The organism is Roseibium sediminis (assembly GCF_008711325.1).
Classification (GTDB): Bacteria; Pseudomonadota; Alphaproteobacteria; order Rhizobiales; family Stappiaceae; genus Roseibium; species Roseibium sediminis.
Genome location: NZ_VXDB01000023.1, coordinates 1 through 22,471 on the forward strand (window position 1 = coordinate 1; position 22,471 = coordinate 22,471).

Consider the following 22,471-nt stretch of genomic DNA (forward strand, 5'->3'; position numbering starts at 1 on the left):
CGGCTGCTCCTAAAAGGCCAAGCCAAAATCATTGGGTTTTTGCGGGTGTCCAGCTTGCAATGCCGGTGTGTGATTAAGAGGCGGTCGAGAAGAGGGCTGCGCCGAAAGTTAGTCGTTTGTCTTTGAAGAGAACGGCGAAACAAGCTTCCTGAAGACCGAGCTTGCCAGAGCCGACAGGCCCTTTTCTTCCTCAGCCACGACAAATGGATCGGCATAGAAGGTCGAATTGGCTCGCCGGGCCACTTCCCGCGTGGCCTCGACGTGAGACGGCGCTCCAGCCGAATAGACGACGTGGTCTTCGGTCAGGTCAGACATCAGTTCATAGGGGCGATTGGTCAGAACTCTGGACCCGTCGCCGTCACTCGCCGTCACGAGGACTTCGACGCCCCGGTTTTGCAGCCAGCGAATAGCTTCTTTCATGTAGAGCCCATCGGTGGATCTTGCACCAACGATCAACTTCATCGGCCGCTTGGGCTGGCCAAGATGTGCCGCCACAGCAATCGCCCAGATGGGGGCAAATCCGGTTCCGGTAGACGTCAGGAGCAGGGGTTCCGGCTGGTTTCTGAGGAAACCGTTTCCGTATGGACCCTTGACCTTGACCTCATGTCCGGCCTTGATCCGCGTCCCGATTTTCGAGGACACGATGCTGTTGGGGTAAACCTTGATATGGAAAACCAGCACGTCTTCTTCGGCATCCAGAGCCAAAGGTGTGGTTGGGCTGTAGTCGCGGGAGGGGAAACCGGCAAAGGATGCCTTGACATACTGACCTGCCAGCCATGTCATCCTCCGCTCCATCCGGACCCGAACTTCCAGATAATCCGGAATGATCTCGCGGATGGTCTCGACCTTGCCCTTGACAGTAGTCACCAGCGGGACAGGATCAAAGGTAATCTCGGCGTCACCTTCCAATGTGGCGAGGCAGCCGAGAACTGTATCTTTCTCGCGCGTGTCGAAGTCGTCAATCTTGCCGCTGACGACACGAACACGGCACGTTTCGCATTGGCCCGAGCAGCAGTCATGTGGGAGGATTATTCGTCCTCCCAATGCTGCTTCAACGAGCGTATCGCCCACGTTTGCCCGAATTTCCTCTCCGTTGATCGTAAGGGTGCATTTGCTGCTAGACATATGCGAATTCCTGCAAGTCGTGGGCGATAGAGTTAGTTCAGCACGAGCCGGATTGGTCGTGAGTGGCGGGTATGCCGGGTCTGGTTGTGATCAAACACCGACACATACATGAACAACCCGTCTTCCATCGCGAGATCCTGTTCGTTCCCGGTATCCATGTCGCGGATTACCTCCAGTGTCCAGTGGCCGTCCGCCCATTTCGCGCCACCCAGAAGGTCAGCTCGGCTGCCTTCATAGGTTCCGGTGATCAGCACGCCAGGAATGACGGTGCCAACGGGGATCTGTGCATCAAGCTCCTCAGAATAAGGAACCGATTCTTCGTCGAACATCCACCACTGAGACCCTTCATCGTCTGAAACTTCAACAGACAGGTTGATGTTGCCCATCTTTGCGTTCATCGCGGCGTAATCCTTTGGCAGGCGCTTGACGCCAACCGGGCCCTTGTAGTTGCTGTCGGGTTGCTTCACGTAGTTATAGACATAGAAGGACTTGCCCTTGTCGGCATCATATCCGGCGCTGTAGCGCGCCTTGCCGGCAATATGGGCTTCCTTCGGCTCAATCGGAGTGCCGAACCACATGTCGTCCACCCGGCCCAGCATGCCGCCGCGCGATGCTTTCCACTGCCAGACATCCATCAGGCTGCCGTCCGTTGTGTAGTGAAGGCCACGCTCATGGAAGGTTCCTGGTTTGTCGCTCAGGGGCTTCGGGCCCATATGGGTGGAGCCGCCGCCGCCATAGGCATCGGACTTGCCGAAGGCAACCGAGAACTTGTCTTCATAAAACTCCGTTTCGTCGGAAAGATCGCCGCGGTTGTTCAGCATTTTCCAGCCGTCTTCGGTCTTTTGTACCGGGTGCCGCTTCAAGGAACGGGTCTTGTCTTCCCAGCGGAAAGCAAAGGCGATCTTGTCGCCAACCTGAACGGCGCGAATTTCAACATTCGACTCGCCGCTGCCGCCCAGATTTGAGCCCTGGTTGGTCGTCACGGTTGTTACTCGGGCCTGGCTCCAGGTTTCATCCGATAGATCACCATCGAGTGTCGGCATGGTGTTGGATGATGCGATGAAGACCTGATCACGGGTTCCCAGATCGAGCGAATATACGCCAGCCATGATGATCGCCCCAAGTGCCTGGGACTTCATCAGAGGATAGCTGGCCATTCCCGGCACCTGACGCAGGGGGTGAGGACGGAAAAGACGTAGCCACTCCTGCAGGCCGCCATACATGTAGTGCAGCACGATATGGACGACCGTATAGCCCAGAACGACCAGAGCGGTGATGTAATGAACATCGACCCACAGGCCACCCTCGCCGAGATAAAGCAATACGCCTGTTACTGTCAGGGCGATGACAGACGCGAACAGGAGCCAGTAAGAGATCACGTTCAGTGCGGAAATCTTCAGTTTTCTGTCGACTGGCTGCGTAAGAACGTTGGCCCGCTGCATGGAAATGCGTTTCATCAACCGGGCGAGGGACATGTAGGCCGTATAGGCAAAGATGAGGCCAAGCACGAAAAGGGCTGAAAGAAAGTGCCACGTCCAGATTTCACCCTGGGGCAGAATTGGTTCAAACAGTTTACTAAACCACGCGCCTTCCGCGTCTGCGGACAGTCGCAGACCCGTAAGCAAGCTCGCAAAAACCGCGATTGTGAGGGTCCAGTGAAGAATAATTGTACCCGGATCGCTTCTAACCGTGCTGGACTTGCCTGTTGCACGGGACCTTTCCTTTTGGGCCTGTTTGTTGTCGGATTTGGCCGTTTCAGGCGCTTCCGTCAACTTCAGGTCGTGATCTGAGGTGTGGTCGGTCAAAATCGTCTCTCCCCCGAGTTGCCTTTAAACAGGTAGATTTCCGTTCCGTTGGTGCGAAGCGTAAATCACCTAGTGTAAAATCACCTTGGTAGAAAAACCTATTTTTAATAAAAAGTGAAGTGGTCTCCATAAATGAAGCGTAGTTTTTTTTATTTTACATAGTTCGAATCTATACTTATTTGAGTTTTGTTTTTATATTCATCATATTGTTAATCCGAAGGTATGTATTGTATTGTTTCGATTTGCTGTTGCGTTGTTCTTTGTGTGGTTGCCTTGGTGGTGGATCTGAATTGAGGTGTATTCCTGATGTGGTCATCTTGAAAGTTGATCCTGCATCAATGCTTCTGGATCGGAAATATCGGATGCTGAAAGCAGGGAGATAATTATTTGCGTGAATTTCTTCATTAAATTTATATATTACGGAATATTACCGTTTGGGCTGGAAGTCCGGATAGATATTTTTCCTTTTTCCCCTCAAAATGTTTCTAGACTTATCTGGTCAAAGCCCTTCTCTTCAATGGGTGTGTATTTTTCTGTTTTTGTCTGTGAAATTTTCTTGTCTTGATTGTGTGTATCTTGGTGGCGTGTAACTTGCTGTCGAATGTATGGTGTTCGATATGCGCCTGATGCTCTGTGGGTAGATGTGTCGTCATTTTTCAGTATGGTGTGGGTGAAGGGGCTTTCTCCTTCGTGGAATGCGGGTTGGATGTGACGGGGGAGAATGCAATGGCTTCGGTGCCACCAGTATGTGATTTTGGCTGGAAGGCTGTCGACTTTTCTCTGCCGGCAACAGATGGGCAAACCTATGCCCTTGCCGACATTGCGGGCCCTAACGGCACGCTGGTGATGTTCATCTGCAACCATTGTCCCTATGTGGTGGCTGTTCGTGAACGCATACTCCGGGACGCATGGGAATTGCAGGCGCTTGGGGTCGGGGTTGTAGCCATCAGCTCAAATGATGCCGAAGCCTATCCGCAGGACAGTTTCGAGAAGATGATTGATCTTGCCGAGCGGGAAGGCTTTCCCTTTCCTTATCTTTACGACCGGGATCAGTCCGTGGCCCGGGCCTATGATGCGGTCTGCACTCCCGACTTTTTCGGGTTTAACCGAAATCAGGAACTGCAGTATCGCGGACGTCTTGATGCATCCCGCAAGGAAACAGCCGCCCCCGATGTGCGCCGTGATCTCTTCGAGGCCATGAAAATGGTTGTCGAAACCGGAAGGGGCCCGCAGGATCAGATCCCTTCGATGGGGTGTTCCATCAAGTGGCGAGACGCCTGAGCGTCCGATAAATCCAGTCTGCGTCCGGTCGCACCCGGCCATTCACGATGACATGGGATCGTCGCTGCGCAGCCTTGCGCGCCGAGCAGCTCATTCTTGCACCCTTCCTTACATGCAGGGTTTCAAAGTGCTCAGGCGCACGCTATAGTTGTTCTTGCTTTGTTTTCTTTTTGTTTCGCGTGTCTCGATTGGGTTTTGTTGAAAATCCAAATTATATCAATGGATTATAGATTTGTTCTCCTTTGGTGAGGAGCCTTGCAACCGCCTTTGAATAGAGCTCTACAATTAAAAAGGGAAAATTTTCACAATGTATCATTTTGAGCGTCCTCATGGCTGACAGGTAGGTGCGGACAAGGCGACTTGGGAGGCTGGCAGTGTCAGGACAGAACGAGACCGGTGAAAGCGTTTCAATTCCATCAGCCGGGTTATGGATGAGCTGGATTGATGATGCGACTGTTTTGAGACGCCGGGCCTTGCGCCTGACCAAGGGCAACCGCGAGGATGCGGAAGATCTGTTGTCCGCGACGCTCATCAAGGCGGTGAGCCACGTGGAGCGCAATGACACGGATATCCGCGAGCCAAGGGCGTTCCTGCTCTTTGCAATGAAAAACGAATATATCAGTCGGCTGCGGAAGCTGAACTCGGAACGCCAGGTTCGCGACTTTCAGGCCGATATCTATCAGGATCATTCTTCATCTCTTGGAGACCCCCAGCCGGACCAGGAAAACTCGCTGGGATACCGGGACCTGCTGCATCGTCTCTTGCAGGCGGTTGGCGCAATGCCAGAGGAAGTCCAGGTCATTTTTCAGATGCGGTTTTGCGAGGATTGTTCCTACCGCGACATTGCCGAGCGCCTTTGCATATCGGAGCCACTCGCCCGAAAGCGGGTGCAGCATCTCAGGGAATATCTTCGGGCCGCGCTTGAAACCGCGAGCGGCCCATCGGGATATCAGACCGCGTCCGGTTCACGGATCGGTGTCTGAGGCGTCCCTCTTTTTGACCTCTTGCCGGTAAAGCAGATCCTTGCTGTGCCGGAGCTGCCAAACTCGAACTGACGGAAAAGCAAGATGGCTGATTCAGTGAATGCTCAAATCACAGATGCTGTGACCCAGACCAATGTAAAGGTGGTGGCTGAAGCTCCCGCGCAGGCGATTGCGAGCCTGTATCAGGTGGCAAGTCACGCGTCCGGGCTGTCCATCCAGAATGCGGTGCACAGTCAGCAGGCGATGAACCAGATCACCACCGCTGTCGTTTCCAAGGCCTGCCAGCTCATCATGGATATCGGCGAAACAAAGTAAGTGTTCGGGGAACGGCAGGCTCGCAACTGAGCCGAAAGGCCATCCCGGTTTGAGAGGTTCGAAATGGCTTTGTTCAAACGCAAGAAAACCGCAGATACTTCTGCTTCAGACGGGTCTTCCGCGCAGGAGAATGGCAAGGGAGAACCAAAGCTGTCGAGGGATGCCTCCGGTCGGCTCAAGCCTCAATCAGAGCCGCATCCTGGAGAGGAGCCTGAAACCGGAAATCCGTCTGGAAATGTTCCAAGGCCGCCCAAACAGGCCCCGGTGACAACCGCGCTCAATCCGAAGATCGTTCAGTCGGTGCAACTGGCCAATACCGAAACATCTTCCTATGACTTGGAGCTCGCGACCACGCCGCCGGAAATGATGGTCGGGCAGGTGACCGGACTGGCCGTGCAGGATGCGCAGAACTACATGAACGCTGTCATGCAGATAGCGCTTGCCGCACAGGCCGTCGCCATCAAGAAGGCTGCCGAAGGGCCCGTCGAGGAAGCCAAGCAGATCCCGTTTCTGACCCAGATCCAGGGCATCGTCGATCACGCTGTCAAGGTCTACGGGACCGTCAGCGAAACAGCGGGGACATCGTCGAAAACCGTGTTCTCCGATCTGAAATCCGGTTGAGCAAGGCCTTGCAGGGAGGTGGGGATGACAGGGAACAGGAAAGATCGGCCGCCACCGACGGCCGATGCGGTCGACAAGGACAGGCGCGAGAAGCCGTTGACGCAAGATGAGCGGCGATCCCTTGCGGACGCTCTTGCCGATCTTGATGAGCATGACAAACAGCGGCTGTCTGATGAACGCAACAGGGTCATCGGGTCTTCGCCCAAGCCAGCGAAATAGAAGCTGACGGGAAACGGTCGCGACACGTTCGACACCCCGCGTTGCATCCACACACACGACATCAGCATGGAGGTCCGTCATGGCGCGGCAATTGGAAGCTATTTGCCGGGAGCTGGATGCCTATATCCGGCAGATCACCCTTGGACGCCTTGAACGGGAAGCCATGGTGCGCCTTGCCGTTGAGGGAGGAGATGAGAGCGGAGCAGAGGATTGTCGCCATTTGAGTTCGCTCGTCTCCGCGCGCGGATTGCTCGAACTCGTCTTGCAGGATCGCAAGACAGGCGATGATGCAGTTGCTGTCTCAGATTCATCCTGCGGGTTTTCTGGCCTTTTTCTTGCGGTCCCGCTCGGGCAATCGGCCTCTGCACAGGTTCAAACTGTGCAGGGTGGCGGGCTTTCGCTCAATCAGGGACCTGAAAACATGGCCGCCCGACACCACCGGGGCTGCAGCCGCCGTAGTGTTCCGGCAAGGGACTGGAATGAAACGCTTTATCCGTCTGAGAGGCGGGAGCATCTGTCTTTCCGTGTCATGGACGTCCACACCGCAAGTCCTCTGCCTGAAATAACGGAGACGGATTTCAGCGAGATTGAGGTTGAAGAGGAGATTGGAAATGCCGCAAACGCCCCAAAGTCCGGACCCCGACGGGCAAAAAAACGTCCAGCCGACCGAGGCTGACGGAAACCCTGTAGCCGACAGCGCGTCTGCCGCCGCCGCCGATCCCGCTTCTTCCGGCACCGGAGAACCGGTTTCGGGGGGCGATGCCGGCGTGACCTCTGGTGCTGCGGCCGACGCTGGAACAAAACCGGCCACTGGTACTGCGTCTGCAACCCCGGTGACTTTGCAGGACCTTCTGGACAGCAGCCAGAAGACGGCAACTCTCCAGCAGTCCCTGAAAACCTCATATCAAGCTCTGCCGGCTGTTCTTCAAATTGCGGGTGAGATCCTGAAAAAGCGGGACGAAGGGGATCAGGCTCTGGCCCAGGGCATGAAGGTGGTCGAAAACGTTCTTCAGGAGACGATCGACAAGGCAGAAGCCCTTTCGGCCAACCTGATCAAGCACACCGACATGCTGAAAGAGACCCTTCAGGACAAAGACGCGCTGGCCGATCTTTTGAAGTCGGGGGCGAGCGTGCAGTCCCTAAAACCGGTGGGGCAGCCGGCGACAGGCCTGCCAATGGGGCTCGCCGGTGGCCTTGCCGACCCGAAGGTTGCCTATCAGCTCAATCTTCTCATGGGCAATGTTCAGTCGATGGTGTCCCGGGAGGTTGAGAACCAGCTCTCGCAGCTGCGGGCGCAGGCCGAAAAGGCAATGCAGCAACGCAAATAGACCATTGGTTCGCCGTATGGTTTCGTTTCGAAATATCCAGATAAATTAGATATTTATCGTCACAAACAAACCTGAGGGACGTCCATTGGATTGCAAGGCCGATAGCACAGTCGGCGAAGCTTCAAGGAGAGTGGAAGATGCCTGATCCCGTAACGGTCAACCCGATGATCACCGATGCCGTCACCCAGTCCAACGTGAAGGTCGTGGGTGAAGCGCCCGCCATCGCCATCAGCACGCTGTACCAGTCGATGGCACATTCAACCAGTGTGCTGTTTGAAAATGCGGTTGCGGCCCAGCAACAGCAAAACACACTTGCACAGGCTGCTGCAAACCAGGGTGTCATGCAGATCTACAGCATGGACACGATGGCCGGCGCGGGAGCAACGGAGAAGGTCGGCCAGACTGGTGTTGCCGACAACCTGTCGGGGCTTTTGACGGTGCTGAGCGCCTTCAATTCCGGCGGTCGCTGATCCGCATAACAGATCGTGATGATCTCTTGCGCCTTGCTCCTTCATCCGGAGCAGGGCGTTTTCTTTGAAGGTCTGAGCGGTCGGGCGTGAAAAGAAAATTCTGATTTCGAGATCACGAAGTTCGGTCAGCTGCGTCTTTGGGAATGTGAGAGGCCGGCAAGGCTGCCGGTTCAGATTTGAGGAGAATGGAATATGCCCGATCCGTCAACTGTCAGCCCGATGATCACCGATGCCGTGACCCAGTCGAACGTCAAGGTGGTTGCCGAGTCTCCGGCCATGGCCATCAGCACGCTGTACCAGTCCATGGCTCATTCCAACGGCATTCTTTTTGAAAATGCCGTCGCAGCACAGCAGCAGCAGAATACGCTTAGCCAGGCGGCCGCAAACCAGGGCGTCATGCAGATTTACAGCATGGACACGATGGCTGGTGCAGGTGCGACCGAAAAGGTTGGACAGACGGGGGTGGCCGACAACCTGACCGGCCTTTTGACCGTCCTGAACGCGTTCAACTCTGGCGGACGCTGACGCGTACCCCAACGTTCCGTCGGAATGCAGACACCTTGCTTCGCTGGTTCGGGGCAAGGTGTTTTCATTTGGGGAGAGGTGGCCGATTTTTATTTCCCTGCGGCCTTGGGGGGGAAAGTGCGGACTTCTCAAATGTGGTGAGTTGGCTATATAGAGGGCGAACCTGACAACAAGACCAGAACCACGATACGCAGACATGTCCGATTATCTAATTACTGCCTTCTACAAATTTGCCACGCTCGACGACTACGAGGCCATGCGGGACCCGCTGAAGGCTTTCTGTCAGGAGCAGAATGTGCGTGGCTGCATGTTGTTGGCGCGCGAAGGGATCAATGGAACGATTTGCGGGCCGGAAGATGGGGTGCGTGCTGTGTTGGCACGGATTCGCAGCGATGAGCGGCTGAGCGATCTGGTTCACAAGGAAGCCTGGACCCATCGCCACGTCTACAAAAAGATCCGCGTGCGTTTGAAACAGGAAATTGTGCGTCTTGCGATCGATAACATCGACCCGAACGAAGTGGTCGGCACCTATGTGCAGCCCGAGGACTGGAACGAGCTGATTTCCGACCCGGAAGTCGTGGTCATTGATACCCGTAATGACTATGAATTTGCCTTTGGAACGTTCGAGAATGCCATCAATCCGGAGACGGATGCATTCCGTGATTTTCCCGAATGGGTCCACCAGCATGACAATCTTCTAAAGAAAAAGCCGAAGGTCGCCATGTTCTGTACCGGCGGCATTCGTTGCGAGAAGGCGACGGCCTGGATGCTCAAGAACGGTTATGACGACGTTTATCATCTGGAAGGCGGGATTTTGAACTATCTGGAAAAAGTTCCGGAAGACGAGAGCCTGTGGAAGGGCGAGTGCTTCGTTTTCGACGACCGCATTAGCGTCGATCACAAACTTCAGCCGCGCTGGGGCGAGTGGATACCGGAAGAGGCAAAGGGTATCATCAATCAGGACACAGATTACGATCAGAAGTAGTCTTGGTTGCCGCTGTGCGTAAATCGCTTTAACTTTTCGTTAACTTTTCTTACTCTGCCCAACGAATTTCGTGTCGTTGGGTGGGGGAAGTCATGCGTTTAGAGAAATTAATACTCTGTTTGGCGTTCGTAATCGGCTACGGAGTTGCAATGCCTGTTGAGGCTGGTGGCAGAACCCTGTCCTGTTACGAACAAGTCGTTGTGCCCGCCGCATATCAAACTGTGCAGCGCCGGGTTCTGGTGAAGCCTGAAAAGAGGCGTTTGGTGGAAACGCCTGCGGCCTACGGCTATCAAAATCGGCGGGTCCTTGTGCGGCCGGAACGGGTGAGCTATCGGCAGACTGCTCCGGTCTATCAGACAAGGCAGAGGAGGGTGCTGGTGCGCGCGGCAAGCACTGGATGGGAATACCGTGTCCGTAAGGGACGCAAGATTCTCTGCCGGGTCCAGCATCCCGCGATCTTTCAAAATGTAACGGAAAACGTTCTCGTCCGCCCCGCCGGAAGAGTGGCGATCAGGTATCCTGCAGTTTACCGCTCTGTGAAGGAAAAGGTTCTTCTGCGCCGAGCCTCCCGGCACTATGTCACCGAACCTGCGGTCTATTCATTGGTCACGGAACGGGTGAAGGTGCGCGACGCGCAAGCGGTTTGGCGCTCTGTTTCAGCCCGTTGCCGGTAGTCAGTGAAGTGCCGTCAGTCAGTCCTGAAACGATATGTCGGAAGTCCCCTTGTTCCGTGGCCTTCAACGAGGAAAAGACCGCCAGATTGCAGGTCGGCTTCCTGATCCAGCGGATCTGTCGGCGGTTTGAGGCTCGTTACAACCAACTGGTCAAGGTCCGGTCCGCAGAAACAGGGCATTGTCGGCTTGGGGACTGGCATCTCAATGCTTGCATTCAGACTTCCGTCGGGAGCAAAGCAGTTCAGAATTCCGGCTGAAACACCTGCGCTCCAGTAATTTCCGTCAACATCTATCGTCGCGCCATCCGGCCTTCCGCTTTCATTGGTTTGCTGGGCAAACAGCATTTTTGTTCCAATACCGCCGGTTTGCGGATCAAATACGTATGCCTCGATCCAGCCGGGGCTGGAATCTGCGTGGTACATCGTGGTTCCATCGGGCGACCAGGCCAAACCGTTGGAAACCTGCAATCCGTCACGTATTTCCTCAACATCACCTTTGCCGTCCACGCGGTAAAGGCTCGCGACAGGCTCGCGCGGGGAGCTGGTATCCATTGTGCCGACCCAATAGGCCCCATCGGGGCCGATCTTGCCGTCGTTGAGGCGAGTTTGCGGCAGATCCGTTTCAACCATGGCCAGTAATTCTTGTGTGCCGGTTTGCGGATCAAACAGGACGATCTTGTTCCAAACCGCGACGACAAGCCGGTCGTCATCTGTCAGGCCAAAGGACCCCACTTCATTTTCGAATGTCCAGGTGTGGATTTCTCGCGTGGCCCACTCCAGGGCGTGGATGGCCCGTCCCTGAATGTCGGTCCAGAAGAGACGTCCGGTGCGCTCGTCCCAAGTGGGACATTCTGCGAGTTGGTATGTCGTGTCGATGAGGCGCGAAACAGAGGTGGACACCCTTTAAGATCCTTTGAAATCAAAATTGTGGCAGGGACTATAACGCCTGGCTTTCGGACCGTCGACAACCTTTAGGAGCAGTCTGATACAGCCGAAGCGACTGTAAGAACATTCCCAAACTGTATTGGTTAGTACTACGTAATTATGTCGGTAGTTGGATGCGATATTTGAAGTGGACCTTAGATGATATTCTTTTTTGAAGTCAAAGTTTACGAAATGAGCAAATTTGGGGGTAGTTATGACTTGTCCGGTTCATGCGAATAAAGCGCCGGTAGCCCGCCCGAACGCGGGGCATCTGCAAGGCGGAGCGTTCAAGAATGTGTTGAATGCCAATGGTGCGCCCAGAAATGCGGCCCAAAACATGCCGCGCACAGTATTTGGTGGCGGCTTTTCCGGGGCGCAACCGGCTCACGCGCAGCAAGGGGCAACAAGTCAGCTTGCTCAGGCACTCTCGCAGGTTGCCGGTCTGCTTGAGGGCCTGATCAACGGTGGCTATATGAGCGCTCGCGGCGGCATGGGATCCATGTACAACCTGCAAGGTCTCTCTCAGGGACTGCGTCAGATTTCCAATTTTCTGACACAGATCACCGGTGGTGGAAACATGGGGGGCCAATTTGTACCGGTCATGACCAACGGCGGCGGCAACATGTTGCGTCCGGCCTTTGCCTCGTATGCCAACATGCCAATGGGCCAGCCGGTCCAACGCCCAATCTTTAATGCAGGGGCGGGCTTCAATGGCGGGCCAGGTGTGAACGGAAAGATCGCTGTACCGGCCGGAAATGGATTTGGCGTTCCGGTGATGCCGATGCGCATGCCTGTTGCGCAAAATGGCTTTGCCCCTGCAATGACTGGTCACAATCATGCCGCGCATCAGCATGCCGCCGCCCGACCGGCGGATGGTGCCAATAGACATGCCGCTCATGGCCACGCGGCCCACAACACGCGGCCCGGTCATCACGCCCAGGCTGCACCGCATGCGCAGGGCGGTCACAATCACAATCACGGAGCTCATCAGCATGGTGGTGCCATAGGTGGGGGGCATGAATTCTATTCACACGTCCGCCATATGTTCCCGGCGGCCATGGCACCAACCCAGCAGCAGTATGGTGGTTACTACATTACCGGTAACAAGCAGATCACGGGCCGTTCGCCGATCACAGGGCTCCAACCGGTCATTGAACAAGCTGTCGCCCAGGTGAAGGCCGCCAACCGGAATCTGACTGGTGAGGCTTTGGAGGCGAAAATTGCCAACAAGCTGACCAACCTGAATGATTGGACAAACCTGACGCCGCAGACGCAGCAGGCGCTGATCCGTCTGACAGGCACGGATTTTGGCAAGATGTCCAAAGCGGAGCGTGAGAAGTCCATCAATCACCTGCTGCATTCACCGCTGCCATTTGGTGATATCAAGCAGCCCCTGACCAAGGATTGGACAATCAATCTCGGCTTCACTCACACGCTGGACAAAACGAAGACCAAGGCTGAAGATCTGGGCAACGGTTTCTTCCGTATCAGCATGATTTCCAACAACAACAACGGGTCGCACACCGGGCACAGCCTCGGATCGTTCGTCGTTCAACTGGATCCGGGCACCAGCGTGGCAGAAGCCAAGAAAATCGGCAACAAAATGGTGACCAACACGAATAACAACAACAAACTGTATCTGGACGAAGCTGCGAGGAACTACCTCTACGCGTGAACCCAGATAGCAGCGAAAACTGAAGGCGGTCACTTCGAAAGGGGAGGCCGCCTTTCTTCATTGAATGCAGCCTCTATTTTGTGTCCATCGGGAAAGCGGTGGTGCGGACAATAGGGCGGATTGCAAACGATGTCTTCATGCGCAGAACGCCCGGCAACCGGGCCAATTGTTCGCGATGAATTCGCTCGAAATCGAGAGGGTCGGCTGCGGTTACGCGGAGCATGTAGTCAGCGTCACCAGCCATCAGAAAACAATCCATAACCTCTGAAGCGCGGACGACGGCCTTTTCGAACGCTTCCAGAATTTCATTTGATTGGCCGACGAGCGAGATCTCCACGAACACGTCCATGCGGCGGCCCAGCTTGGTCTGGTCCAGAAGCGCCACATAGCTGGCAATGATGCCGCTTTCCTCCAGCGCGCGCATGCGCCTCAGGCAGGCGGAGGCTGAAAGACCGACCTTGTCGGCCAGATCCGCGTTGGCTATGCGACCTTCCTTCTGCAGAACCTGCAGGATCCTCCGGTCTATAACATCAAGCTTCATTGTCCGATCCCTTCGAATTTTATGCGGTGATCTTATCAAAAATCCGCATAAAATTGCAATATTTCGCAGAGCACAATAGAATTACGCAAGCACATGCGCGCCGTTTGGTTCTACGATTTATCCAGTTGCTGAAGACAACATCCAGATTGAAGGGGAAACGTCATGCGCATTGGTGTGCCGAAGGAAATCAAGAACCACGAGTACCGCGTTGGCCTTACGCCGGACAGCGTTGTTGAATTTGTGGCTCAGGGCCACGAAGTTTTTGTCGAGACGAATGCCGGTGTTGGCATTGGTGCCGATGACGTGGCTTACGAAGCTGCCGGTGCGAAGGTGCTGGGCACTGCCAAGGAAATTTTCGACATCGCGAACATGATCGTCAAGGTCAAGGAGCCGCAGGCTGTCGAGCGCGCAATGCTGCGCCCGGACCACATCCTCTTCACATATCTTCACCTTGCTCCGGACGCGGAACAGACCGCTGATCTGGTCAAGTCCGGCGCGACCTGCATTGCTTATGAGACCGTTGTTGATTCCAAGGGTGGCCTGCCGCTTCTGGTTCCGATGTCTCAGGTTGCTGGCCGTCTGTCCGTCATCGCAGGTGCAAAGTCGCTCGAAAAGGCCAATGGTGGCTCCGGCGTTCTCGTCGGCGGTGTTCCGGGCGTTGCGCCGGCCAAGGTTGTTGTCATTGGCGGCGGCGTGGTTGGTTCGCATGCCATTGCAATGGCCCTCGGTCTTGGCGCGGATGTCACCGTGCTCGACCGCAACACCAATGTTCTGGCAGGTCTGTCCCAGACTTACGGCGCTGCGCTGAAGACGGTCTATTCCACCAAGGCGGCTCTTGAAGCCCATGTACTTGAAGCTGACATGGTGATCGGTGCCGTTCTTGTTGTCGGTGCTGCTGCTCCGAAGCTTGTTTCTGCTGATCTGGTCAGCCGCATGAAGCCGGGCTCCGTCCTCGTTGACGTTGCCATCGATCAGGGCGGTTGCTTTGAAACCTCCAAGGCGACGACCCACTCCGACCCGACCTACATCGTCGACAACATCGTTCACTACTGCGTGGCCAACATGCCGGGCGCCGTTCCGCGCACGTCCACTTACGCGCTGAACAACGTCACCCTGCCGTTCGCACTGGCTCTGGCAAACAAGGGTGCTGCCAAGGCGCTTCTGGCCGATGCCAACTTCCTGCCGGGCCTGAACGTTCACAACGGTCAGGTGACCTGTGAAGCTGTTGCCACGGCTCTGGGCTACGACTATGTCGCACCGGAAGTTGCTCTCTCCAGCGCGGCAAGCAAGGCTGCCTGAGCGGTCTGAAAAGCAAAAAACAAAAGAAAAAAGGCCGGTTCGTTTGAACCGGCCTTTTTGATTTTATGGGCATCTCACCTTGTAGGTGTTGCCGTTCTGGTCCCGAGCAACGCATTTTTCCGGGGTCGTGACCATCCCGATCAGACCGCCGCCAATTGCGCCAATGGCTGCGCCGGCAACAGCTGCTCCTGCAGTTGATCCGGCCGCAGCTCCAATGGTTGCTCCGGTTGCCGCGCCCAGACCGCCACCAATAAGCATGCGGTCACGCTGGCTATCGGAATTTCCGGCACAGCCGCTTACGAGCAACCCGCAAACGGAAGCCACAATGAGGTGTTTCATTCGATCTCCATGGGTGAGTTGCGAATCACCCATAGTTTACAATGAAACTACCCCAGCGTTGGCCTTGTCAGAATTACGGGCAGGCAACGCGGTACGGGTTGCCGTTGCGGTCATAGGCAACGCAGTTCTTCGGAGTGGTTGCAGAGCCGGCAATCGCGCCGCCCGCACCGCCGATAGCGGCACCAACCAGCGCACCGCCTACGTCGCCGGAGACTGCTGCGCCGATCGCGGCACCTGTTGCAGCGCCCAGACCGCCGCCCACGAGCGCACGGTCGCGCTGGCTGTCAGACTGGCAACCGGCCAGAAACAGGGCGCTTGCGGCAATGAGAACGAGTTTCTTCATGTCCATTTTCCTTTTGATATCCGCCAAATTGGTTTGTTAGCGCCAGATCAGGGGCAAACCACCCGGTAGGGGTTGCCGTTGCGATCATAGGCGACACAGTCTTTCGGTGCTGTTGCGGAGCCGATGATCGCACCCCCGGCTGCACCAATGGCTGCGCCCGCAAGAGCCGGGCCAACGCCATTTCCAGCCGCAGCACCAACGATTGCGCCTGTTGCTGCGCCAAGGCCGCCGCCAACAAGCGCGCGGTCGCGCTGTCCGCTCGACTGGCAACCGGCCAGCAGGATCCCGGCCGCTGCAACGAGGATCAATTGTTTCTTCATCTCGGTCTCCCGGCTTCGCCCGTGCCGTTTTCGGTCATGGGCTCTAAAATATCGGCATCTTGCCTTGTTGAGCGTCTCAGGCATTGCCGCAAATCAAAACATCGCAAGGTTAGTCTGCTTCGCACAACCTCGCAATTGTCGTTTAGCTGTTCCGCATCCACACATCTTCCTGCGCGCGCATCGTTATATGTGCGGTAGCTGAATGCCTCCTGAACAAACTGCTTCAGAAATGCTGATATCCGGGGAGTTGGGGCAAAATTGAGGCGGCAATTCCGGATGGTTCAGGGTCCGGATTTGCCGCCCGAAAATCAGGCCGTTCCGCGGATTCTGGCCAGAAGTCCTTGTGTGGACGTGTCTTTCTCGTTTGCCGGTTGTTCGCCCTGGACCATCGGGAGCAGGGCAGTGGCCAATTCCTTGCCCAATTCCACGCCCCACTGGTCAAAAGAATTGATGTTCCAGATGACGCCTTCAACAAAAACCCGGTGCTCGTAGAGGGCAATCAGGCGGCCAAGGGCGTAGGGGGTCAGTTGGTCGTGGACAAGTGTCAGGGACGGACGATTGCCGGGGAAAACCTTGTGCGGGGCAAGCGCCTTGATCTCCGCTTCCGACTTGCCTGATTTGCGAAGCTGGTCTTCTGCCTCTTCAAGCGTGCGTCCCAGCATGAGGGCTTCGGACTGGGCAAGGCAATTTGCAACCAGCATCTCATGATGCAGCTTCAGCTCCGGCTCGTGGCCGCGTGCCGCAATGATGAACTCGCAAGGGATGACGGTCGTTCCCTGATGCAGCAGCTGGTAGAATGCGTGCTGCCCATTCGTTCCCGGCTCGCCCCAGACCAGCGGTCCGGTTTCCATCGCGACCGGCGTGCCGTCCTTGGTGATGCGCTTGCCGTTGGATTCCATGTCGAGCTGCTGGAGATAGGCAGGCAGTCGCGAAAGTCGCTGGTCATAAGGCAGGACGGCGCGGGCGGCGTGGCCCAGAACATCGCGGTTCCAGACGCCGATCAGTCCCATCAGAACGGGAAGGTTTTCCTGAAGCGGAGCCGTCTGGAAATGCTGGTCCATGGCATGGGCGCCTTCCAGAAATTCATGGAAGGCATCAGGGCCGATGGCGATCATCAGCGGCAGGCCGATCGCGGACCAGATTGAATAGCGCCCGCCAACCCAATCCCAGAATCCGAAGACACGTTCTTCGGAAATCCCGAAGTCGGACACCTTGTCGAGCGCTGTTGAGACCGCCGCAAAGTGCGCTCCGACAGCCGTTTCTCCCAAGGCATCGGCCACCCATTTGCGGGCCGAACGTGCGTTGGTCATTGTCTCGATGGTGGTGAAGGTTTTTGAGGCGATGATGAAGAGCGTCGTCTCTGGGTTGAGCGTTGCCAGCGTGTCGGTCAGATGGGCGCCATCAACGTTGGAAACATAATGCAGCCTCGGACCATCATGATAGGGGGCAAGGGCGAGGGTGCACATGGCCGGGCCAAGGTCGGACCCGCCAATGCCGATATTCACCACATCGGTGAACGGCGCGCCTTTGGCTCCCACCAGATCGCCGGAGCGGATGGCTTCCGAGAAGTCTGACATGGAAGCCAGAACCGCAGACACATCCGGCATCACGTCCTCTCCGTCAACCAGAACCGGGTGCCCGGACTGATTGCGAAGGGCAGTGTGAAGGACTGCGCGGTTCTCGGTCGTGTTGATCTTCTCGCCGGCGAACATGCGGGTGCGTTGTTCTTCAACACCTGCTGCACGGGCAAGCTCGATCAACAGCGATACAGCTTCCTGATCAACATGCGATTTGGAGTAATCCAGCAGCAGATCCCCGGTCGTTGCCGAGAAGCGGAAAAACCGCTCACCGTCTTCCGCGAACAGGGTCCGAAGGGAAGTTCCCTTCAGTTTGTCAGCCTTTTCAGCAAGTGCTCGAAAGGTGGCTTCCAGGGTCATGGATGGTCTCCGTTTAAATCAATTTAAATCTCGGAAATCGTTGCGTTTCGGTTGGGCCGGACATAGCACAGCCAACGGTGAAAGGGCAGGGGGTGTACCTCAAAAATGCGCGAAGTGAAGGGAAAGATCTGATGATACGCGTGATGAAAGAAGAAAACGTATTTTGGAGATAAAACCCATCGCGTTTCGAGAAGCGAACCAGGTGAAACTTCGCGTCGATAGTTAGAGAACTGTAAGCGGTTTCAGAGTTACGGAATTGCACGTATAGCGGGATAAATCGCAAATCTTCAAGCTCACGTTGGGAAATATTTTAATGAATGGGTGTTATTTGTCCGATGGTCTGTTTCGGAAGAGGCAAACCAAAAATATCCGCGGCATCAACAAGCGGATGTGTCGGTGAGGGGTCAAGGAGAGTGAGTGAATGGATGCTCTGGCGCAACTTAAGAGCATGGCAGGGTCCAGCGTGGACGTTCTTGTCGTGGACTTTGACCGTCTGAGCTGCATTTCGGCGAAGCTGTCCAATCTGAACGACTGGGGCTGCCGCCTGACATCAGACAACATATCTGTCCTGCACAAGAATATCGGTATTCGGGTTGGCGAGGCCAACGAGCTCGTCAAGGCCCAGGTCACGGCTGTGCGCAAGAAGGATGCAGCTGTCGTTTTCCCGGAAACCAACAACAAGGTGACCGAGCTGCGTCGGGAAAAGCGGTCCGACGTGGATATCCCGGTAGAGATCAGCGACAAGTCCGGAAAGCTGAAGGTCAAGGGAAAGATCGTCAATGCCGCGCCGAATGGATGCCGGGTTCAGGCGGTCGGTATGGAAGCCTTTACCGATGACGACGTAATCCTGTCGCTTGAAAAATTCGAGAAGCCGATCATCGGTGAGATTGCCTGGCGGAACAAATCCGGCTGCGGGCTGAGACTGATCTGGAACCTGAAGGAATTCGAGTAAGGTTTCCTCCTGCTGATCCGTCAGGACCAGCAGGAAAATCGATCAGGCCGGGGCTCCGCGTCAAGCCGGAAGCTGTACGAACAGATAGCTGCAATACAGCACGTAGGTCGCGATAAATGCCGCGCCAACAATCCTGTTCAGTGATCGTGTAAACACCATCAAGAGAACAAGGGCCAGCGAGACACCGATCATCACCGGAATGTCAAAGGCAGCAATCGCTGGTGAGATTGCGACTGGCTGGATGATGGCAGTTGCGCCCAGAATGCCCAGAATATTGAAGATGTTGGAGCCGATGACATTGCCGATGGCAATTTCGGAGTGACGACGGAACGCAGCGATGGCGGACGCGGCCAGTTCGGGAAGGCTCGTGCCGACGGCGACGATCGTCAGGCCGATCACGGCTTCAGAAACACCCAGCACGCTTGCTATTGACGTTGCGCCATCGATCAGGAAGTCGGCACCAAAGACAAGGGCGACAAGACCGGCGGCCACAAAGGCAAGATTTTTCGGCATGGACCCCTGCTGAGGGCCATCTTCACAGCCTTCCTCACGGTCGCAGGTCATGGCTGCATAAATCAGATAGGCGATTAAAGCAGCGACCATCAGCGAGCCGGTCAGGCGGCTGAGAATTCCAAACATCGGCAGCACAAACATTAAGGCAGCAGCCGCAAGCATCACCACAAGATCCCTTTTGACCGATGAGATCGCGGTCGTGATCGGAAAGATGATGGCGGCTATGCCGAGGATCAGCAGGATGTTGGCAATGTTGGAGCCGACCACATTGCCAACGGCAATGTCGGAGGACCCTTTCAGGGCTGCCTGAACCGACACCAGCAGTTCCGGCATGGATGTGCCGAAGCCGACGACAGTCAGGCCGATGATCATGGGGGGTACACCGAGGCGGACGGAAATTGCGGCAGCACCGCGAACGAGTGCCTCACCACCTGCAAAAAGCAGGGCCAGTCCGAAGACCAGATAGACGACATCGAGCATCATGACAAAATGTATCCGAAAATAAGGTCGCTGCCGTGGTGTCGTGTCGCGAAGGAAGTTGGTTCAATTCGAACCGGTGGCCGCTATCGCGCCGTATGTGCCAGTGGGCCCGCTTCTTGTTGTTTGTACTTCGGTCTTGATGATCGCTTGCGCAGCGCTCTGCCGGAGTGGATCGCAAGTAAGAATGCCCGGCCCCTGTGACAAGGGGCCGGGCATTGGCGAATGCAAAAATAGTTTGAAGCTTTGGGTCAGCCGGAAATCGCGGCTGCCGCGCGCGCGCGTTCTTCAATGCCGGACCAGTCTTCGGCCTCGATTGCCTTGGCATCCGCGATCCAGGATCCGCCGACACAAAGGACGTTGGGAAGCTTGAGATAGGTCGGGGCCTTTTCAAGGCTCACGCCACCGGTCGGGCAGAATTTTACTGCCGCTAGGGGAGAGGAGAGGGACTTGAGGTAGGAGGCGCCGCCTGCCTGTTCCGCCGGGAAGAACTTGAGCCGCTGGTAGCCACGTTCCATGAGGGCCATGACTTCCGATGCCGTGGCGGCGCCCGGAAGCAGCGGAACGTCGCTCTGTTCGGCGATATCGATCAGGGTATTGGTTGCGCCGGGAGACACGATGAACTGGCTTCCAGCGGCAACGGCTGCTTCATATTGCGCCTGATCCAGAACGGTTCCCGCGCCCGGGATCGCGCCTTCCACATTTTCGGCAACCAGCCGGATCGCTTCAAGCGCGCCCTCGGTGCGAAGGGTTATTTCAATGGAGGGCAGGCCGCCGCGAACCAGAGCCTCGGCCATCGGAACGGCCTTTTTCGGGTCCTCGATCACCAGCACCGGGATCACGGGAGCGGCCAGCATGACCTTTTCGATGCGTTCTACATTCTGTGCCATGGAAACGGGTCCAATCCTTGAAAGTGTCAGCCAAACACCGAAGCGCCGGTATCAGCAGTGCCGACGGCATTTCGGAAAGTGGCGAAGAGGTCGCGGCCAACCCCGTTCTGATGATGGGAGAGATCGGCCGAAGCGAGTGGGCGGGCTGCAAACTCGTCCGCGTCCACCAGCACTTCCAGCTTGCCGGTCTTGGCATCGACCCGGATGATGTCGCCATCCTTGATCTTGGCGATTGGACCGCCGTCAGCTGCTTCCGGTGTCACATGGATGGCTGCCGGGATCTTGCCCGAAGCGCCGGACATGCGGCCATCGGTGATCAGGGCAACCTTGTAGCCGCGATCCTGAAGGATGCCGAGGCACGGGGTCAGCTTGTGAAGCTCGGGCATGCCGCAAGCCTTGGGGCCCTGAAAGCGAACAACAGCTGCGATGTCGCCGTTGATCTCCTTGTTGGAGAAGGCCTTGAGCATGTCTTCCTGAGTGTGGAACACGCGGGCCGGGGCCTCGATGATGTGGCGTTCTTCGGCCACAGCCGAAATCTTGATGACCGCCTTGCCCATGTTACCGGTCAGCATCTTCAGACCACCAGTCGGCTGGAATGGCTTGGAGAGAGGTGCGACAACTGTTTCATCGCCAGAGATTTCGGGAACCGGATCGCGCTGGATGTTTCCGTCGCTATCAAGCCGCGCTTCGACCGTATAGCCGGAGAGGTCCGACCCGTAGACGGTCTTGACGTCCTTGTGGAGATAACCATCGGACAGCAATTCACGGATCAGGAAGGCGAGACCGCCAGCTGCCTGGAAGTGGTTCACGTCCGCCTTGCCATTGGGATAGACGCGGGCCAGCAGCGGAGTGACGTCGGACAGTTTGGAAATATCGTCCCATGTCAGCTTGATGCCGGCAGCTGCGGCCATGGCGACAAGGTGCATGGTGTGATTGGTCGAACCGCCTGTGGCGTGCAGGCCGATGACGCCGTTGACGATGGCCTTTTCGTCGATCACTTCCCCAACCGGGGTAAATTCATTGCCAAGTGCAGTGATTGCCAGCGCGCGCTTGGCGGCTTCGCGGGTCAGGGCGTCGCGAAGCGGTGTGCCCGGATTGACGAAGGAGGCGCCCGGCATGTGGAGACCCATGATCTCCATCAGCATCTGGTTGGAATTTGCCGTGCCGTAGAAGGTGCAGGTGCCCGGAGAGTGATACGCGCGGGATTCCGATTCCAGCAGCGCGTCACGACCCACCTTACCCTCGGCATAGAGCTGGCGGATTTTTGCCTTTTCGTCATTCGAAATGCCGGTGGTCATAGGCCCTGCAGGAACGAAGATCGACGGCAGGTGGCCGAAGGAAAGCGCTGCAATAACGAGGCCGGGAACGATCTTGTCGCAGATGCCAAGATAGACAGCTGCGTCGAACATCTGGTGTGACAGGCCGACAGCGGCGGACATGGCAATCACGTCGCGAGAGAACAGGGAAAGCTCCATGCCTTCCTGTCCCTGAGTGACGCCATCGCACATTGCCGGAACGCCGCCAGCAACCTGAGCCACGGCACCCGCTTCGCGGGCTGCCTGACGGATCAGTTCCGGATAGGTCTCATAGGGTTGATGGGCCGACAGCATGTCGTTGTAGGAGGTGATGATGCCGAGGTTTGCCACGACATCGCCAGAAAGGGCCGCCTTGTCGGAAAGGCCGCAGGCTGCAAATCCGTGGGCAAGGTTGCCGCAGGACAGGCGCGAGCGGTGCGGACCCTTTTCAGCGGCCTTGCCGATCCGCTCCAGATAGGCGGACCGTGTGTCGTGGCTGCGCTTGACGATCCGTTCGGTGATTTCGCCAATGCGTGCTTGAACCGTCATCTCTTACATCCCTCATTCTCCGGCAGGGCCGGATACTCAGCTCGTGTGCGCGGCAAAGTCCCCGATTTGCAGCGGTTTAATCGATTT

The 22,471-nt window shown here is 56.4% G+C and carries 25 protein-coding genes; 14 read left to right on the forward strand and 11 right to left on the reverse strand.

All coding sequences use genetic code 11. The annotated features are described in order from the left end of the window. Positions 1–108: 108 nt before the first annotated feature. Complete coding sequence (locus F0155_RS18785; protein WP_150526099.1) at positions 109–1,125, reverse strand: 2Fe-2S iron-sulfur cluster-binding protein; 1,017 nt, start codon at positions 1,123–1,125, stop codon at positions 109–111. A gap of 32 nt (positions 1,126–1,157) precedes the next feature. Further along, positions 1,158–2,930 carry an ethylbenzene dehydrogenase-related protein gene (locus tag F0155_RS18790; RefSeq protein WP_150526100.1) on the reverse strand — a complete coding sequence of 591 codons (1,773 nt, stop codon included), beginning with the start codon at positions 2,928–2,930 and terminating at the stop codon, positions 1,158–1,160. A gap of 726 nt (positions 2,931–3,656) precedes the next feature. Between F0155_RS18790 and F0155_RS18795 the strand changes: the two genes are divergently transcribed. The 11 genes from F0155_RS18795 (at position 3,657) to F0155_RS18845 (ending at position 10,331) form a co-directional block, all read left to right on the forward strand. Further along, complete coding sequence (locus F0155_RS18795) at positions 3,657–4,211, forward strand: thioredoxin family protein (RefSeq protein WP_150526101.1); 555 nt, start codon at positions 3,657–3,659, stop codon at positions 4,209–4,211. Positions 4,212–4,585: 374 nt separating this feature from the next. Beyond that, the gene (locus F0155_RS18800; protein ID WP_208999366.1) at positions 4,586–5,194 is read left to right on the forward strand and encodes an RNA polymerase sigma factor; all 609 of its coding nucleotides are present in this window, start codon (positions 4,586–4,588) and stop codon (positions 5,192–5,194) included. Between the two features lie 84 nt (positions 5,195–5,278). After that, positions 5,279–5,509 carry a RebB family R body protein gene (locus F0155_RS18805; protein WP_150526102.1) on the forward strand — a complete coding sequence of 77 codons (231 nt, stop codon included), beginning with the start codon at positions 5,279–5,281 and terminating at the stop codon, positions 5,507–5,509. A 63-nt stretch (positions 5,510–5,572) separates the two neighbouring features. Continuing rightward, positions 5,573–6,130: a hypothetical protein gene (locus F0155_RS18810; protein ID WP_150526103.1), complete on the forward strand. Its 558-nt coding sequence runs from the start codon at positions 5,573–5,575 to the stop codon at positions 6,128–6,130. 24 nt (positions 6,131–6,154) lie between these two features. After that, positions 6,155–6,349, forward strand: a complete 195-nt coding sequence (locus tag F0155_RS18815; protein ID WP_150526104.1) for a hypothetical protein — start codon at positions 6,155–6,157, stop codon at positions 6,347–6,349. Between the two features lie 79 nt (positions 6,350–6,428). After that, positions 6,429–7,025, forward strand: coding sequence for a hypothetical protein (locus F0155_RS18820; protein ID WP_150526105.1), 597 nt, complete (start codon positions 6,429–6,431; stop codon positions 7,023–7,025). Next, a complete protein-coding gene (locus tag F0155_RS18825; protein ID WP_150526106.1) occupies positions 6,961–7,677 on the forward strand; it encodes a hypothetical protein in 717 nt (238 codons plus the stop codon). Before F0155_RS18820 ends, F0155_RS18825 begins: the two co-directional genes overlap by 65 nt. 137 nt (positions 7,678–7,814) lie before the next feature. After that, complete coding sequence (locus F0155_RS18830; RefSeq protein WP_150526107.1) at positions 7,815–8,147, forward strand: RebB family R body protein; 333 nt, start codon at positions 7,815–7,817, stop codon at positions 8,145–8,147. A 192-nt stretch (positions 8,148–8,339) separates the two neighbouring features. Continuing rightward, positions 8,340–8,672 carry a RebB family R body protein gene (locus F0155_RS18835; RefSeq protein WP_150526108.1) on the forward strand — a complete coding sequence of 111 codons (333 nt, stop codon included), beginning with the start codon at positions 8,340–8,342 and terminating at the stop codon, positions 8,670–8,672. 196 nt (positions 8,673–8,868) lie between these two features. Next, positions 8,869–9,657 carry an oxygen-dependent tRNA uridine(34) hydroxylase TrhO gene (gene trhO / locus F0155_RS18840; protein WP_150526109.1) on the forward strand — a complete coding sequence of 263 codons (789 nt, stop codon included), beginning with the start codon at positions 8,869–8,871 and terminating at the stop codon, positions 9,655–9,657. Positions 9,658–9,806: 149 nt separating this feature from the next. After that, entirely contained in the window at positions 9,807–10,331 is a 525-nt protein-coding gene (locus F0155_RS18845) for a hypothetical protein (protein WP_150526110.1), read from the forward strand. A 14-nt stretch (positions 10,332–10,345) separates the two neighbouring features. On the opposite strand, the gene F0155_RS18850 is transcribed toward F0155_RS18845, so the two are convergent. After that, a complete protein-coding gene (locus F0155_RS18850) occupies positions 10,346–11,230 on the reverse strand; it encodes an SMP-30/gluconolactonase/LRE family protein (RefSeq protein WP_150526111.1) in 885 nt (294 codons plus the stop codon). A 361-nt stretch (positions 11,231–11,591) separates the two neighbouring features. Here F0155_RS18850 and F0155_RS18855 point away from each other — a divergent pair, with 361 nt between their 5' ends. Further along, positions 11,592–12,929, forward strand: coding sequence for a hypothetical protein (locus F0155_RS18855; protein WP_150526112.1), 1,338 nt, complete (start codon positions 11,592–11,594; stop codon positions 12,927–12,929). A gap of 73 nt (positions 12,930–13,002) precedes the next feature. Here F0155_RS18855 and F0155_RS18860 read toward each other — a convergent pair whose 3' ends face one another. Continuing rightward, positions 13,003–13,470, reverse strand: coding sequence for an Lrp/AsnC family transcriptional regulator (locus tag F0155_RS18860; RefSeq protein ID WP_150526113.1), 468 nt, complete (start codon positions 13,468–13,470; stop codon positions 13,003–13,005). Between the two features lie 162 nt (positions 13,471–13,632). Here F0155_RS18860 and ald point away from each other — a divergent pair, with 162 nt between their 5' ends. Next, positions 13,633–14,769, forward strand: coding sequence for an alanine dehydrogenase (gene ald / locus F0155_RS18865; protein ID WP_150526114.1), 1,137 nt, complete (start codon positions 13,633–13,635; stop codon positions 14,767–14,769). 63 nt (positions 14,770–14,832) lie between these two features. Here the strand turns inward: ald and F0155_RS18870 are convergent, their stop codons facing one another. The 4 genes from F0155_RS18870 to pgi form a co-directional block, all read right to left on the reverse strand. Next, the gene (locus F0155_RS18870; RefSeq protein WP_150526115.1) at positions 14,833–15,108 is read right to left on the reverse strand and encodes a glycine zipper domain-containing protein; all 276 of its coding nucleotides are present in this window, start codon (positions 15,106–15,108) and stop codon (positions 14,833–14,835) included. 73 nt (positions 15,109–15,181) lie between these two features. Next, positions 15,182–15,451, reverse strand: a complete 270-nt coding sequence (locus F0155_RS18875; protein ID WP_150526116.1) for a glycine zipper domain-containing protein — start codon at positions 15,449–15,451, stop codon at positions 15,182–15,184. Positions 15,452–15,498: 47 nt separating this feature from the next. Continuing rightward, on the reverse strand, positions 15,499–15,771 hold the full coding sequence (locus F0155_RS18880; RefSeq protein ID WP_150526117.1) for a bacteriocin: 273 nt from the start codon (positions 15,769–15,771) through the stop codon (positions 15,499–15,501). 308 nt (positions 15,772–16,079) lie between these two features. Next, positions 16,080–17,702, reverse strand: a complete 1,623-nt coding sequence (gene pgi, locus F0155_RS18885; RefSeq protein WP_425299987.1) for a glucose-6-phosphate isomerase — start codon at positions 17,700–17,702, stop codon at positions 16,080–16,082. Between the two features lie 427 nt (positions 17,703–18,129). Between pgi and F0155_RS18890 the strand changes: the two genes are divergently transcribed. Next, the gene (locus F0155_RS18890; protein WP_150526119.1) at positions 18,130–18,660 is read left to right on the forward strand and encodes a PilZ domain-containing protein; all 531 of its coding nucleotides are present in this window, start codon (positions 18,130–18,132) and stop codon (positions 18,658–18,660) included. Between the two features lie 60 nt (positions 18,661–18,720). Here F0155_RS18890 and F0155_RS18895 read toward each other — a convergent pair whose 3' ends face one another. The 3 genes from F0155_RS18895 to edd all read right to left on the reverse strand — a co-directional run bounded on the left by F0155_RS18895 (position 18,721) and on the right by edd (position 22,384). Continuing rightward, the gene (locus tag F0155_RS18895; RefSeq protein ID WP_150526120.1) at positions 18,721–19,656 is read right to left on the reverse strand and encodes a calcium/sodium antiporter; all 936 of its coding nucleotides are present in this window, start codon (positions 19,654–19,656) and stop codon (positions 18,721–18,723) included. A 245-nt stretch (positions 19,657–19,901) separates the two neighbouring features. Further along, positions 19,902–20,540, reverse strand: a complete 639-nt coding sequence (gene eda, locus F0155_RS18900; protein ID WP_150526121.1) for a bifunctional 4-hydroxy-2-oxoglutarate aldolase/2-dehydro-3-deoxy-phosphogluconate aldolase — start codon at positions 20,538–20,540, stop codon at positions 19,902–19,904. A 26-nt stretch (positions 20,541–20,566) separates the two neighbouring features. After that, a complete protein-coding gene (edd, locus tag F0155_RS18905; RefSeq protein ID WP_150526122.1) occupies positions 20,567–22,384 on the reverse strand; it encodes a phosphogluconate dehydratase in 1,818 nt (605 codons plus the stop codon). Between the last annotated feature and the right edge of the window lie 87 nt (positions 22,385–22,471).

Coding starts and splice junctions, on each gene's coding strand:
- F0155_RS18785 (WP_150526099.1), bottom strand. CDS start 1,125: ATGTCTAGCAGCAAATGCACCCTTACGATCAACGGAGAGGAAATTCGG.
- F0155_RS18795 (WP_150526101.1), top strand. CDS start 3,657: ATGGCTTCGGTGCCACCAGTATGTGATTTTGGCTGGAAGGCTGTCGAC.
- F0155_RS18805 (WP_150526102.1), top strand. CDS start 5,279: ATGGCTGATTCAGTGAATGCTCAAATCACAGATGCTGTGACCCAGACC.
- F0155_RS18810 (WP_150526103.1), top strand. CDS start 5,573: ATGGCTTTGTTCAAACGCAAGAAAACCGCAGATACTTCTGCTTCAGAC.
- F0155_RS18815 (WP_150526104.1), top strand. CDS start 6,155: ATGACAGGGAACAGGAAAGATCGGCCGCCACCGACGGCCGATGCGGTC.
- F0155_RS18820 (WP_150526105.1), top strand. CDS start 6,429: ATGGCGCGGCAATTGGAAGCTATTTGCCGGGAGCTGGATGCCTATATC.
- F0155_RS18825 (WP_150526106.1), top strand. CDS start 6,961: ATGCCGCAAACGCCCCAAAGTCCGGACCCCGACGGGCAAAAAAACGTC.
- F0155_RS18830 (WP_150526107.1), top strand. CDS start 7,815: ATGCCTGATCCCGTAACGGTCAACCCGATGATCACCGATGCCGTCACC.
- F0155_RS18835 (WP_150526108.1), top strand. CDS start 8,340: ATGCCCGATCCGTCAACTGTCAGCCCGATGATCACCGATGCCGTGACC.
- trhO (WP_150526109.1), top strand. CDS start 8,869: ATGTCCGATTATCTAATTACTGCCTTCTACAAATTTGCCACGCTCGAC.
- F0155_RS18845 (WP_150526110.1), top strand. CDS start 9,807: ATGCCTGTTGAGGCTGGTGGCAGAACCCTGTCCTGTTACGAACAAGTC.
- F0155_RS18855 (WP_150526112.1), top strand. CDS start 11,592: ATGCCGCGCACAGTATTTGGTGGCGGCTTTTCCGGGGCGCAACCGGCT.
- F0155_RS18860 (WP_150526113.1), bottom strand. CDS start 13,470: ATGAAGCTTGATGTTATAGACCGGAGGATCCTGCAGGTTCTGCAGAAG.
- ald (WP_150526114.1), top strand. CDS start 13,633: ATGCGCATTGGTGTGCCGAAGGAAATCAAGAACCACGAGTACCGCGTT.
- F0155_RS18870 (WP_150526115.1), bottom strand. CDS start 15,108: ATGAAACACCTCATTGTGGCTTCCGTTTGCGGGTTGCTCGTAAGCGGC.
- F0155_RS18875 (WP_150526116.1), bottom strand. CDS start 15,451: ATGAAGAAACTCGTTCTCATTGCCGCAAGCGCCCTGTTTCTGGCCGGT.
- F0155_RS18880 (WP_150526117.1), bottom strand. CDS start 15,771: ATGAAGAAACAATTGATCCTCGTTGCAGCGGCCGGGATCCTGCTGGCC.
- F0155_RS18890 (WP_150526119.1), top strand. CDS start 18,130: ATGGATGCTCTGGCGCAACTTAAGAGCATGGCAGGGTCCAGCGTGGAC.
- F0155_RS18895 (WP_150526120.1), bottom strand. CDS start 19,656: ATGATGCTCGATGTCGTCTATCTGGTCTTCGGACTGGCCCTGCTTTTT.
- eda (WP_150526121.1), bottom strand. CDS start 20,540: ATGGCACAGAATGTAGAACGCATCGAAAAGGTCATGCTGGCCGCTCCC.
- edd (WP_150526122.1), bottom strand. CDS start 22,384: ATGACGGTTCAAGCACGCATTGGCGAAATCACCGAACGGATCGTCAAG.